At 54.3% G+C, this 13,980-nt stretch carries 10 protein-coding genes; 9 read left to right on the top strand and 1 reads right to left on the bottom strand.

All coding sequences use genetic code 11. The annotated features are described in order from the left end of the window. Window positions 1-7: 7 nt before the first annotated feature. From JO972_RS05180 to JO972_RS05195, 4 genes are all read left to right on the top strand, one after another. On the top strand, window positions 8-1,804 hold the full coding sequence (locus JO972_RS05180; protein WP_309488941.1) for a M56 family metallopeptidase: 1,797 nt from the start codon (window positions 8-10) through the stop codon (window positions 1,802-1,804). Window positions 1,805-1,973: 169 nt separating this feature from the next. After that, window positions 1,974-2,654 carry a PEP-CTERM sorting domain-containing protein gene (locus tag JO972_RS05185; RefSeq protein WP_309488942.1) on the top strand — a complete coding sequence of 227 codons (681 nt, stop codon included), beginning with the start codon at window positions 1,974-1,976 and terminating at the stop codon, window positions 2,652-2,654. Between the two features lie 122 nt (window positions 2,655-2,776). Beyond that, entirely contained in the window at window positions 2,777-5,191 is a 2,415-nt protein-coding gene (locus JO972_RS05190) for a sialate O-acetylesterase (protein WP_309488943.1), read from the top strand. A 25-nt stretch (window positions 5,192-5,216) separates the two neighbouring features. After that, window positions 5,217-8,033: a sulfatase family protein gene (locus JO972_RS05195; protein WP_309488944.1), complete on the top strand. Its 2,817-nt coding sequence runs from the start codon at window positions 5,217-5,219 to the stop codon at window positions 8,031-8,033. A gap of 64 nt (window positions 8,034-8,097) precedes the next feature. On the opposite strand, the gene JO972_RS05200 is transcribed toward JO972_RS05195, so the two are convergent. After that, a complete protein-coding gene (locus tag JO972_RS05200; RefSeq protein WP_309488945.1) occupies window positions 8,098-9,513 on the bottom strand; it encodes a Gfo/Idh/MocA family protein in 1,416 nt (471 codons plus the stop codon). A gap of 328 nt (window positions 9,514-9,841) precedes the next feature. Between JO972_RS05200 and JO972_RS05205 the strand changes: the two genes are divergently transcribed. From JO972_RS05205 to JO972_RS05225, 5 genes are all read left to right on the top strand, one after another. Next, window positions 9,842-10,465, top strand: coding sequence for a hypothetical protein (locus JO972_RS05205; RefSeq protein ID WP_309488946.1), 624 nt, complete (start codon window positions 9,842-9,844; stop codon window positions 10,463-10,465). A 286-nt stretch (window positions 10,466-10,751) separates the two neighbouring features. Continuing rightward, entirely contained in the window at window positions 10,752-11,072 is a 321-nt protein-coding gene (gene trxA, locus JO972_RS05210; RefSeq protein ID WP_309488947.1) for a thioredoxin, read from the top strand. Between the two features lie 36 nt (window positions 11,073-11,108). Continuing rightward, the gene (locus JO972_RS05215; RefSeq protein ID WP_309488948.1) at window positions 11,109-11,600 is read left to right on the top strand and encodes a VanZ family protein; all 492 of its coding nucleotides are present in this window, start codon (window positions 11,109-11,111) and stop codon (window positions 11,598-11,600) included. Between the two features lie 98 nt (window positions 11,601-11,698). Continuing rightward, window positions 11,699-11,962 (top strand): 50S ribosomal protein L28, encoded by a 264-nt coding sequence (gene rpmB / locus JO972_RS05220; protein ID WP_309488949.1) that lies wholly within the window; start codon window positions 11,699-11,701, stop codon window positions 11,960-11,962. A 182-nt stretch (window positions 11,963-12,144) separates the two neighbouring features. Then, entirely contained in the window at window positions 12,145-13,881 is a 1,737-nt protein-coding gene (locus tag JO972_RS05225) for an ABC transporter ATP-binding protein (RefSeq protein ID WP_309488950.1), read from the top strand. The last annotated feature ends 99 nt before the right edge of the window (window positions 13,882-13,980 follow it).

Consider the following 13,980-nt stretch of genomic DNA (forward strand, 5'->3'; position numbering starts at 1 on the left):
ATCTTCAATGGAACCTATCTATTCATGGCTCGTCCAAGCAGCTCTCGGTATTATTATTCCGGCTCTGCTCGTTCTTGGTGTTCTGGTCGTCAGTAAGGGGAACTCAGCGTCGGCACGCAGTGCGATTTTATGGGGCGCGGCTCTTTTGTTAATAGTCGCGCCTTTATTGCGATCATCATTTCCTGTGTTTCATTGGACGATTCCAGCCTTGGATGGTTTGCATGCGTTTTCGGAAGAAAACGAAGTGCTGAATGAAGCGCTTCAGAAGGACGCCGCATTCCGAAAGCTAGAGGCTCCTCCAGCTGTAGCCACGAATGAGCAGGAGGATGTTGGCCTTCCCATTGGGGTGATTGTTGTTTTCTGGATCTGGTTGGGTGGGGTGTTGGTTTCTATAGGTAGGCATCTCTGGCTCTACTTCAAGAGTCTTCAGATCCTCACGGCAGCTCGAATACCTGAGGGGGAGGGGGGACTGCAAGCGATCAACCTATCAGCAGAAAAGCTCAATATCACCCCGGCTCCTGTGGTGCTTGTCAGTGAAAAATGCCACGCTCCCTTCGCTGGTGGATTGATACGACCTGTTGTTGTTATCCCTGAACGCTTGTTGAGTGGGAGTCGAGAGGCTCTAGAGATGGTGCTCGTGCATGAGTTTGCCCATCTGAGGCGGCGTGATGTCGTCCGGCAATTACCGATGATATGGCTTCAGGTGGTATTTTGGTTTCACCCCTTGATCTGGTTTTTATCCAGGCGAGGTTATGTTGAGACTGAAAAAGCGTGTGATGATGCTGTGATCCTGGCCGGGTATTCGGCGGTCGATTACTCGGAGCTTCTCGTGGCCATGAGTCCCGGACGTGATCGATTTCTGCAGGAGCGTCTACTTGCTCTGACTTCAGTGGATCGTTGGCGCACACCCTTGGGGGCAAGGCTTCGTTGGCTGGTGGTAGGTGGAACTTTCACCGTGCTGTTGTTTACCGCGTTGATCCAGCTGACGCCTTGGCCCGAGGATCAACCGATCATTCCTGTTCGGGTAGATGGGTTGGTCGCTCACTGGAAATTTGAACGTGGCCGCGGGACAATCGTTGCTGATTGGTCAGGTCATGAATGTCACGGGCGTATTCAGGGGGCAAAGTGGGATAGCGATCCGGATAAGGGCGAGGTGCTGCGTTTTGATGGTCGGGATGATTACGTTTTATTTCGTGCTCCTGGGATGGATTTCAGTCGGGATGATTTTACAGTTTCACTTTGGTTGAAACTCGATGCCGACTCAGACGGAGGTGGGTTGATCATGAAGGGCGATCGAAATGGAGTGTGGAACGGAGGGTCCCAGAGATTTGCAGGCAAGTATGTTAAATATGGCGAACAGGCTCTGCTTCTATCTGGGAACGAAGGCATTCCCTTGCATCCGTCGCCAGGTTATTTTCCTAGCTTTGCAAGTTATGGAAATGCCTTTGTCCAGGCCTCCGAAGCTGTGCCTACGGGGGAATGGGTGAATCTGACCTTTTTCTGTCGTCATGATACACTGGCGGACGGTGAGCGAGGTCCGAAAGCTTGGTTTCGCGTCTACTTGAATGGCGAAAAGGTTTCAGATTACCGGGGGGTGAACGGTGGCACCAATCACATTCATATGAAGAGCTTGGATTGGGTGACTGATGTTTGGTATGTGGGGGTTGGGGAGGCCTATGTGGTGAAAGATAATCATTTCGAGGGCCTCCTGCATCAGCTGTCCGTTTTTAATCGAGCTCTGACCGCCAAGGAGATCAAGGCATTTTATGCCCATGGCGTTGAATCACTCAAGACGGGGAATTGATGCGGAGCTGGGAGTGAAGACTTTTCCTCGATCCAGTGTAATTTTGATGATTTATCGAACAATTATGTTCTTTTAGATTGCGTTCGCAAAATCTTGTCGTTACTTTGTCCATCAACACAATATTTTTTGATCCTCAGAAGCTATTGTTCATTAAACCCACACACACGATATGAAACTGAAAACGACAGCCGTCATGTTAACGTCCATCGCTTCGCTAGCTGCCACAGCCAATGCGGCTGTGGTATTAGGTGATATCATTGCCATTGACTTCGGAGCCACGACCACAACCACAGCAAATTACAACCACAGCACGCATGCTACGAATACAGGTGATGTCGCTGATTTGATTCGTCTGTCTGATGGCGCCGCTACAGGAGTGAGCTTTACCTTGGACGGCTCTTCACAGGATAACATAAATTATGTAGCCGGTAACGGAGGAAACACCACTGATGCTACCATCTATGCAGACGGAATTATTGCTAATACTTCTAATGGAGCCTCCGGTAATCCTACTTCTTTGACCCTCACTTTCAATAACCTGGATGATTCTCTGGCTTATGATCTGGTCGTTGGATCTACAAGAGCTGATACACAGGCTAATCCTCAGAACTTCGAGGTAAATTGGACGGCTGGTGGTAATACTGTATTATCTAGCGGAATAGCTCCAGACGGTTACGTAAGTTTCAATGGATTGAAATCTACAGGTGGTGAACTAGTCATTACTGTAGATGGAACAAACCAATACAGCCCCATTGCACAACTCGAACTCACAGCCGTTGTTCCTGAGCCATCCTCCGCAGCACTTCTCGGCCTTGGCGGACTTGCTTTGATCCTGCGTCGCCGCAAGTAATTGCGTCGCGAAACCCATCTTTTAAAAATTCAAGCCCGCTCTCTTCGTAGAGAGCGGGTTTTTTGTTCAATTCTACCTGTAGCCCTGAGTCTTTTCTTGGATAGTTACAACACACAATAACGATGAAAAAACCCATCTTCATAATCGCCGCGTCCGCCATGGGGCTGTTTGCCTCTCAGGGAGCGATCACGTCATCTTTGGACAATGCCAAAGTGCTCACGATTGAGGCCAAAACGTCAGAAAATTTTAACCAGACCTTTACGGATAGCAATGGTGTCTCCGTGACGCTCAATTTTCAATTTACCGCCAGCGAATCGCCAAACACCTTGGGGAACCCCTCCTTCGATATACAGGCAGTTACGGGCTCTGGACGATTGGGGATCGACTCGATAAACGGGAATGATACCGGTGCAAGTGCCAATACTTCCTTCGAAGAGAACGAGGTATTCACTCTTACCGTGAGTTACGTTTCCGCCACAGGGTTACCAGTAGGAAAGACGCTTCAGGCGGTGAATTTCAATTTCAATAATATTGATACTTACCGTGCCGGATCTTCGAATGGAAGTGTGACCTATGATTGGGATTCCAATGCTCGAAGTGCTACACAGTCGCAAACAACCTCAAGCGGAGCGAGCGGCGCAATCGCTGGTCTGAGCGATGACCAGACCTTCGATCTCTTGACGGGGGATTATACCGGGACGCTGTCAATTAGTGCTCAAACAGGCTCTAATTTATCCGGTATGCGCATCGGCACTGATGGCTTTGATGTGGCTCTCGATACAATCGCAGCCTCATCAGGATCCACGCATTATGATGTCTACATCCTGGCAGGGCAGTCGAATGGCAATGGTCGTGGGTGGGCTGCCGACTTTGGCACCGGCACCAGTCATCCCCAGTTTGAATTTTACAAAACGGCGCAGAGCGATGTCCGGTTCTACTATCATAAAACCCAAACGGCGACGAATCAGGTATTACCGGAGAATGAGTGGATCGACCTCGCCCCGGGCAGTGGTCACGGCACGGTGAGCCCCGAGAATTCTCCGGAAATGGGCCCTGAAGTTAGCTTCGGCGATGCCATGGCGGACGAGTATCCGGGGGAGAATATTGCCATCTTGAAATACTGTCACGGAGGCACCAATCTGCACACCAACTGGAGTGCCTCAGGTGATCGCTACGCATCACTTCTGGCCACGGTAGCAGCAGCCACCACGGCGCTCAGAGATGCTGGGCATACCTACACCTTGAGGGGTTTTCTCTGGCAGCAGGGGGAGGCGGACTGCACCAGCACGACCCATGCGAATAACTACGAGGCCAATCTGACTTCACTGGTCAATCGGGTGCGTGCCGATATTTTTGGCGGATTGTCCCGGCCCTTTGTCATTGGCAAGCTCTCCGATAATCAGAGTTCGATCACCGGCAATGCGGGCTTTGCCACCGTGCGTGGCGCCCAGGACAATGTTGCAGCAAACCTGCCCAATGTGACCACCGTCAACACCGACGACGACGCCAAGTTTCCCATGCGTGGCGACGCCATCCACTTCACTGGTGTCGGGCAGGTGGAACTCGGTCTGGGGCATTTTCAAGCGATGAAAACTCTGCTGACCAACGACAGCGATCAAGATGGTCTCTTGGACACGGAGGAAGCCACGCTAGGCACCGACCCGAACAATGCGGACAGCGATCATGACGGCTCGGAAGACGGCACCGAGATCGCCATGGGGACGGCTCCGCTTGACGGCAACAGCTTTTTCAAAGTGAGTTCCATCGTGGCTGAAGAAGAGGGCGACTACACCCTCGAATGGCCGGCGAAGTCCGGAGCCACCTACATCGTGGAAAGCTCCACCACTTTGGAGCCGGGAAGTTGGACCGAAGTGGCACAAGTCACCGCAGACAGTGCGGTCGGCAGCTGGACAGGCCAGTCTGTTTTCTCGGAAACCATCGCCTTCTACGGTGCTGAGGGGGCGACGGGTGGTGATTTCGACACCGCGTCCTATGATTCGGTGGATTCAGAGCCCGACACCCAGGCTTCCCGTCTCAGCCAAGGGGGCGGCCTCACGGGCGGAGGGGCGAATTTGAGAATCATCAATAACGGGATCTTCTCGCCCTCAAGCTCGGGGAACAATGGTTTCAACCTTGCCGGCTGCACCGAGGCCAGTCGACAAGCTGCAATCACCGCGGGGGACTACTTCTCATTCACGATCTCAGGCACCGGTCAGGAGATCACCTATGATCAACTTGTTTTCTATGCCAATCAGTTTGAATCGACGGCGAAAGTCGACATCACTTATCGCATCGGCACCGGTGCCGAGCAAGACGCGCTGGTTGATTACTCGCCGGCAGCGGGGAATGTGAACGTGACAGAGGTCACCGTTGATCTGCCTGATTTCACCACCAGCGAGGACGTGACCTTCACCTACTATCTTTACCTGAGTGCTGAGGAGTCGCACGGTATCCGTTTCGATGATATCGCCGTTCGCGCCTCGCCATCCACAGCGGACGATGGTAAGCTGTTCTTCCGAATCAGGCATTCCAACTGATTCATTCCAACCCTACCCCCTAATTATGAAACGTCTTTTACCATGGATCGCATGCCTTGGTCTCACCGCCGCCGCACAGGCTGAAACACCAAACATCATTGTGATCCTGGTCGATGATCTTGGTTATGGTGACATTCAATCGTATAACCCCAACGCTCAGACGAGCACTCCTCACCTCGATGCTCTGGCTGGCGCGGGCATGAGTCTGACCGATTTTCATACCAACTCGGCGGTCTGCACTCCCACGCGCTATGGCCTGCTCACCGGGCGTTACGCGTGGAGAACACGCTTGAAATCCGGTGTGCTCAATGGATCGAGTCGACGCCTCATCGCCGCGGATCGCGATACCATTCCCAAGCTGCTGAAGCGCAAAAATTACCGCACCGCGAACATCGGCAAATGGCACCTGGGGATGACGGAGAATGACGGCCTGACCAGTATTTACCAAACCAGCACCGATGCCCAACGCCAGCTCGGCACCAATGATGTGGGTTTCGATTACTGGTATGGCCTGCCTGCTTCCCTTGATCATATTCCTTACTGCATCGTGGATGACGGAAATCTAGTGAACATGGCTGATGATACCGACAGTCCGGACTACAGCACCTGGCCGACTCAGCCAGCGAGCCCTTCACCGCGCTTTATCCGCTCGGGTAAAATTGCGCCCGGTTTTGATTTCGAGAAATTGATGGGTCGGCTGGAAGTCAAGCTGAGCGATTACATCACCGATCACGTGGCAAACCACAGCAGTCAGCCATTTTTCATCTATCATCCTCTGCCTGCACCGCACGCGCCGTGGGTGCCGGATATTGACACGACGGGCATGACACCGGAGGAAATATACATCGCCTACGTGAATCAGATCGATACCCATGTGGGCAACATCATCGCGCATCTGGAAGACCCCAATGGGGATGGCAACACCGCGGACTCGATCAGCGATAACAGCCTGATTATTTTCACCAGTGACAACGGGGCTGACTCTAAGCATTTCGACGAAGCGTCATCTGGTCATGATATGAACCTGAATCTTAAATGGCGGGGGCAAAAAGGGGACATCCATGAGGCAGGGCATCGCGTTCCTTTTATTGCCAAGTGGCCTGGTCACATCACCGCCGCCTCTGTCTCGGATGAGTCAGTCTGTATGACGGATCTGTTTGCCACCATCGCCGATATTGTGGATGAGGGATACACTCTTGACGCGGGTGCCGATTCCTATTCGGTCAAAAAAGTGTTGCTCGGAGAAGCTTTCACCAGCCCCATTCGTGGACCAATCGTGCATCACAGTCTCGATGGAGTGTTTGCGATCCGAGAAGGGAAATGGAAACTGATCTTCGGCACTGGTTCGGGTGGCTTCAGTGGAGCCGCAGGCGAGGGGAGCGATACCAGAACCGATGACACACCGCAGCGCCTCTACGACCTCTATGCCAACCCTGGCGAGGTTTTTGCCCAGGACCAGCTATCGACGGAAACCGCCATTGTCACCGACCTGCATGCGAAGCTCGATGCGATCCGTGACAACGACCGCAGCGCGCCGCATCCGGATTTGGAGGATGACGATAACGACGGCATGAACAACGGTTTTGAAAACCTCTATGGGCTCGATAAGGATGACCCCAACGATGCCAACATCGACGGGCCGGACGGCGATGGGCTGACCAACCTGCAGGAGTTCAATCTCGGCACCGATCCCACCAAGGCTGACTCCGATGGCGACCTCCGTCCAGACGGGCTGGAGGATGCTAACCAGAATGGTCTAGTCGATGCCGGCGAAAGCGATCCGGCAAAAAGCGATACCGATGGCGATGGGATGGATGATCTCGTGGAAAGTGCGTTTGGCACGGATTTCAACGATGAGCAAAGCCTGCCAGATCCGGCCGGCCGTCTGGCGCAGAGCCTGATTGTGGATGCTTTTGAAAATGGCAACGTGGCCACTGCCGATGAGGGCGATCACGGAGGGGTGCAGCTTGTTTCCAACACCGTGGCATCTGGAGGGACCTTGCTGGAGGCGAACAACCAGCTCAAGATCAACACTGGCAGTGGTGGCAGCGGCAATGTGGGGGCTGCGAGCCTGACGGCGATCGATTTTGCCGGAGCTGACAATGGTGTTAGGTTGAGCTGGGAGGTTGCTGCGGTATCGGATAAGCCGGAGGCCAATGGCCTGTTCCTCGGGTTCTCAACCGGAACAGGCTTCTACCGCAGTGCCAACAACCTGGGGCTGGTCTTTTTCGGTAAAAGTCAGACCGGCAGTGTCAATGGCTTCTCCCTGGTGAGAAATGATGGCGACTCTCCGGCAGGCACTATTTTGGATCTCGGGGCGGATTTGCAACAAAGTTCGTTGTTGGATGGCTTCGTCGCGACCTTGGATATCACTCCCAGCGGCTACGCCTATTCGCTCACCGGGCTGAATGATACAGCCGGAACTCCAACGACTTTCACCAACGCGAATACCTGGCTCGCCTCTGGACTGCCTGCGAATTTCTACGATACCCTGGGCACCAACGACCGACATCTCAGCAGTGTCCAGATGGGCACGACCGCGGTAGAGCTGACCTTGAACCAAATCAAGGTGGAGAAGATTCAGCCGAGTGCCTTCCGGGTGCTCGCAGCGCTCACCTCGGAGCCGGGCACCTCGTCGCTTGTGTTGGTGTGGAACTCGGAAGTCGGAGCTAGTTACCGAGTGGAACGCTCGATGGATTTGGTCGATTGGTCGGACGTCGTCGCCACGGGAGTTCCCGGCGCAGCAGCACGCACAGCCTTCCTGCATCAAGACAGCGATCTTCCTCCCGGCGCTTCGGCGCAGCGCCGTTGGTTCTATCGGATCGTGCTGGAGGAGTCTTAGCCTAAGAAAAAAGCGGCAAACCGTTTCCGGATTGCCGCTTTGCAAATGGTAGCCGTGAGATCGTCTAGCTGACGATCGGCAGTGGCTTGGTGGACTGCCACTGGCCGCGGGTGAAATCAGGGAAGACCTGGGGCATGCCGTCTTCCTTCACCGACTTGATGCTCAGTGGGGTCACTGCGGACCACAGAGCGCCTTCGTAGACATTCTGGTCGAGCGGTTGGCCCTCGCGAAGGCATTCGATCACGCGGAAGTTCATCATGGCGTCCATGCCGCCGTGACCGCCGTGTTCTTTGGCGACTTCCACCATGCGCTTGTAGAGCGGGTGATCGTATTTTTCATACATTTCTTTCAGCCCGTCGCCGGTCGCCCAGCTGTGGTGGTTTTTGGCCCCGCCGGGGACTCCGCCCTCGAGTGCAACGCGTGTGGGGAATCCGGCACCCGTGCCCTTGGTTCCCTGGATCAAGTTGTGTCGGGAGTATGGACGTGGGCTGCTCTCGTCCCACTGCACCATGATCGTGCGGCCGAGGTGTGTCTTGATAATTGAGGTGTTGATGTCGCCACCGGCAAACTCGATCTTCTTGAGCTTGCTGTCCGCTTTGGCGTGCTTGTCCACCCAGAGCTGGTGGTTGCGTGCCTGGGATGAGAAGGAGACGATGCGGTTGAAGGTGTCGTCAGTGCGCGCGATGTTCATATACTGTGCCACCGGTCCGAGTCCGTGAGTCGGGTAGAGGTTGCCGCTTTTCTTTGCCCAGTGGTAGGTGCGCCAGCTGCCGGTGCCGCGTCCGTTATCGACGTGGTTCATCTGCCCTCGCAGTTCGTGGATGTAGGCGGCCTCGGCGTGCAGTAGCTCACCAAAGAGATTTTGGCGGCACATGTTGAGGAACATCAGCTCATCGCGACCGTAGTTCACGTTTTCGAGCATCATGCAGTGTTTCTTGGTTTTTTCCGAGGTGTTGACGACATCCCAGCATTCGGCGATGGAGGTGGTCAGCGGCACTTCCACACAGACGTGAGCGCCGGCATTCATGGCATCAATGGCCATGGGGGCATGCCATTCCCAAGGGGTGACGACGTAAACGAGGTCCGGCTTGGTCTCGGCGAGCATCTTTTTGTAGGCATGTTGGTCCCCGCTGTAGAGCTTCACCTGCTGGTGGCGTTTGCCTTTGCCGTTGGCCAGCACCTTCTTTTTCGCCTTCTCGGCCAAGTCTGGGTAGAGATCGCAAATACCGACAAATTCGGTCCCTTCAAAAGCGGAGAGCTGGGAGTAATGCGTGCGGCCACGAGCACCACAGCCGATGATGGCGACCTTGACCGTTTTTAATTTCGGAGCGACAAATCCTCCCATATACTGAGCGCCTTCCAAGCGGGTCGGGCTGCCGGTTTCCTGTGGACCTGCAAAGGTGCGGGCAGCGGTGAGGCCGGCTCCGACACCTCCCAGAGTCTTGAGAAATTTTCTGCGTGAGTTACTATTGTCTTTCATAGTGATGTCCTAGAATGCGCGCAGAACTGGCGGTGGACAATCGCTTAACACTCAATCAGGAAATATGACGCTGAGCTGATAAACATGACCCGTGCGGCGGGGGATCCCGACCTGTCACCGGACTGGGCTGTGAAAAAAAATGACCTGTGTGTTTGACATGAGCCCTTGGCAAAGGCTTTATTGCTAAAAATAAAACCACATTTTTGTCGCCGTGTCTGAGCACTTGGTTTCCTCTAACGATTCTATCTCAGCAGCACCAAATCAATCGACGATGCAGCGACGCCGTCAACAACACACCACACCTACCTATACAACCAACTAAGATCTTATGAGCGACGAACAAGACCAGAAGCCATCAAAGAAAACCTCAGCGGTCCCTCTTCGTAAGGAAACCGTGCGTGTTACCCTCAAGTCCACTCCAGGGGATAACAAAGCACCCGCTCCTCCAGCGCCTAGCGCGCCCAAGGCTCCTGCACCGAGCGCACCCAAGCCTCCTGCACCAGCTCCTACTATTCCTTTGAAAACACCTGGTGCTGGCGCACCCAAGCCACCGGCACCGGCTCCTACCGTGCCTCTGAATACTCCAGGCGCAGCAGGAACCAAGCCTGCTGTCCCAGCACCGGCTCCTACTGTCAAACTTAACACTCCAGGTAGCGCCAGTGGCCCTGGCACCGTGCCTCTCGTGGGTGGTGCAGCAGCAGGCCAGAGCCAGCCTCTGCCGAAAGCAACCGTTCAACTGCAGCAGACCCAGCCTATGGGGACGCCAGCAACTCCATCACAAGCCGCAACCATCCGCACCGCAGATGACGACGACTCAGATGAAACAAGTGGCGAAGGCGCAGCAGCCGGACTTTCTGTCGTGGCTCTCGTCGCAGCCCTGATCGTGCTCGGTGTCCAGCTTGCTACCGCCAGCGTTTGGGTGAACGGAGAATGGGGTAAACTCTTTGAGTAATCGGCCGCAATTCCCGATCCTTCCCATCACCTAAAAAACAAACTCACAATTTACGACAATGGTATTACAAATCATCCTGCTCATCATCGGAGGTCTCGTGGCTTGGTTGGCATTTTCAACCGGCACCATGTCCTAGTTTCCCAATTGGAAAACTGACCGACTGATGCGTGGCTGACTGAGGAGCTGAGTTCCCGTTCGCCACCTGCCATCAAATTAACGAGCCGTCCATGGATTTTTTACCATGGGCGGCTCTTGACGTACTCGATAGCGCGTACATAGTCCGCCCATGGCAAATGCATATAATGAAGCTAACTTTGAAGCCGAGGTTCTGAAATCAGACAAACCTGTGCTTGTGGACTTTTGGGCAGAATGGTGTGGTCCTTGTAAAATGATCTCTCCGCTCATCGATCAACTGGCTGAGGCTGTCGAAGGCACCGCCAACGTCGGTAAAGTGGAAGTTGACACCAATCAAGCGCTGGCCGCCAAGTATGGTGTGCGTTCCATCCCTTGCCTCCTGTTCTTCAAGGATGGTGAAGTGAAGGAAACCATCACAGGTGCCAATGTCACTCTGGATCAGTTGAAATCCACCCTCGAAGGTCTCGCCTAATCCGCGAACCCTCATCGAACATTCACAAGATCACCGATGCGAAATCCATTTTCCATGGTGATCGACTTTTCAGCCGCGTGGCTTCCTCGGAAGTCCGCGGCTTATTTGTGCCTGTATGTCGCCTGGCTGGTGACGCTGTGGTTCCTCTCGGCAGGAAACCCGGGACCGAAAGAGGGGCCGGAAATTCCCCATTTGGATAAGATTGCCCACTTCGGCTATTTCTTCGGCGGCGGTGGACTGCTCACGGGGTATTTGGCCTTGCGCCGACCGTGGACATCACGCTTTCCTTGGCGAGTATTCCTCTGCGTTGTGCTCGTTGGCACCGTGGTTGGTCGCTTGGACGAGTATCATCAGACATTTACTCCCGGCCGAACCGGCAATGACAATTACGACTGGCTGGCTGATATTTTAGGCACGCTGGTCGGCTTCTGGGTGATGATTCGCTGGGTGCTTCCCAGGCTGATGGCGCGGAAAAAGCGGTCGTCTGAGGCTTTAGAAGCAGAAATTGTCGCGAATACCCTTGACTGATAGTCGCTGGAGTGTATTTCTCCCCGCCCACAAGCAGCGCATTACTGTGTTGCCGCGATGTATCAGCAATTAATTTTCAGACTTAACTTTTTAGAACAATGGCCAGAGTATGCAGTATCAGAGGTTCCCGTGTCCGTGTCGGTGGTAGAATTCACCGTTCCGGTCTCGCGAAGAAGAAGGGTGGTATCGGACGTCACGTCACCAAGGTCGTGAAACGCACCGTTTCTCCCAACCTGCACACCAAGCGCATCTACGTTCCAGAACTGGGTCGCACTGTGAAAGTCAAATTGAGCGCCAAGGCGATCAAGACCATCAACAAAAACGGCGCATTCGCCACGCTGAAGAAGGCCGGGTTGATCTAACTCGACGACTTCATCGTTATTGATTTTTGAAAACGACGGCATTCGTGCCGTCGTTTTTGCGTCCCGATGGGGAGGACATAGCTTGTGTGTTCTCGTTATCTCGGGTAAAGATTCTGACGCCAGAGCGACTTGGGCTGCCACCGCAGTGATTCCTTGTAGTTTCGGCACTTTCCAGAAAATCTATGAAGCGCTTTTTGCCCTACTACAAATACCTCCTGCGCGTCAGGTGGCATTTCATCGCCGCCTTGATCGCCGGCGCCATCTTCGGAGCGGCCTCAGGGGCCGGTCTGCCGTGGATGATGAAAAAGGTGCTTCCCGAAGTCTTCGGACGCGGTGACGAGGTGCCTCTGATGGAGCTGCTCATGGTGGCGCTGATCATGCCGGCGGTATTTTTCGTCCGCGGCCTCAGCCAGTTTATCAACAACTACCTGATCCAATACTGTGGCCTGCGAGTGCTGGAGTTCATTCAGGTGGATGTCTTTTCCCGCTTGCAAAAGCTGCCGCTGAAGTTTTTCCAAAAACATAAAAGTGGCGACCTGCTAAGCCGCCTGATGGGGGACACCCAGATGATGCGGATGGCCTTGGTGGAGATTTCCAACGATATCATCATTCAGCCGATGCAGATGCTGGGAGCGCTTGGCTTCCTGATCTACATGTCGTCCCAGAAGAGCGAGTTCTTCTTCCTCTACATCTGTCTGGCAACCATTCCGCTCTGCGTCATGCCGATCCAGTTGATCGGAAAGAAGCTGTTCAAGAAGGCGAAGTCCGTGCAGGAGCAAACTGGTGATCTTACGGCCTCGGTGACCGATGGCTTGCAGGCGCCGATGGAAATCCGTTCGTACAACATGCAGGGCGGTATTGTGAGCACCTTCCAAAACCAAGTGATCCGCCTGTTCAAGGCGCGGATGAAGGTGGTGAAGTATGACAAAATGTTAGGGCCGACCATTGAGTTCGTTTCCGCCTGTGGCGTCGCCGTGGCCATCGTCTACGCCGGTCGCGCCGGCTTGGATTTTGAATCCGACATGATGCCGCTGCTGATGGCACTCTACATGTGTTACGATCCGATCAAGCGACTGGGTAAAATCCACACCAAGATTCAGCGGGGGAACGCATCGCTGGACAGGATCGAATACCTGCTGCACTACGAAGACGAACTGCCCGAGGCTGAGAAGCCTGTGCCCTTCGAGAACGTCAGCGGACGCATCCGCTTCGAGAACATTCAATTCGCCTACGAGGACCAACTCGCGCTGGACGGCGTCGATTTGGAAATCCCTTCCGGTCAGGTGGTGGCTCTGGTCGGACCCAGCGGTGCCGGCAAGAGCACCTTCGCCAGCTTGATTCCGCGTTTCTACGATGTCAACGAGGGCTGCGTCTACGTCGATGGTCATGACGTCCGCGCCGTGCGCAAGAGCGACCTGAGAAGTGCCATTGCCGTCGTCTCCCAGCAGCCCGTCCTGTTCAATGCCACGGTGCTGGAAAATATCCGCATCGGTAATCCTGAGGCGAGCGATCTGGAGGTGATCGAAGCCGCGAAAAAGGCACATGCACACGATTTCATCGAGAAGACGCTGGACGATTCCTATCAGACCATGGTCGGGGAAAAAGGCACCCGTCTCTCCGGCGGCCAGCGTCAACGCATTGCCATCGCCCGCGCCTTCCTGAAGAATGCCCCCATCCTGATCCTGGACGAAGCCACCTCGGCACTCGATAGCGAGAGCGAGGCGAAGATCCAGCAGGCGCTGGAGGAGCTGGTCAAAGGGCGCACCACCTTCATCATTGCGCACCGCTTCAGCACCATCAAGATCGCCGACCGTATTTTGGTCTTCGATCAAGGGAAGATCGTGGCCGATGGCGCACACGCAGAGATCTACGATAGCAGCGGACTGTATCGCGACCTCTACGATCGCCAAAGCGGCTAGGCTCCCCGTAGCGAAGATTGAATGAGAAGGTAGTCGAGGCCGAGCCAACGGTTTCTGTAGAATGCTACCACCTTATGAACAATAGTATCAAACATCAGA

It is taken from the genome of Oceaniferula flava, from assembly GCF_016811075.1.
Taxonomy (GTDB): Bacteria; Verrucomicrobiota; Verrucomicrobiia; order Verrucomicrobiales; family Akkermansiaceae; genus Oceaniferula; species Oceaniferula flava.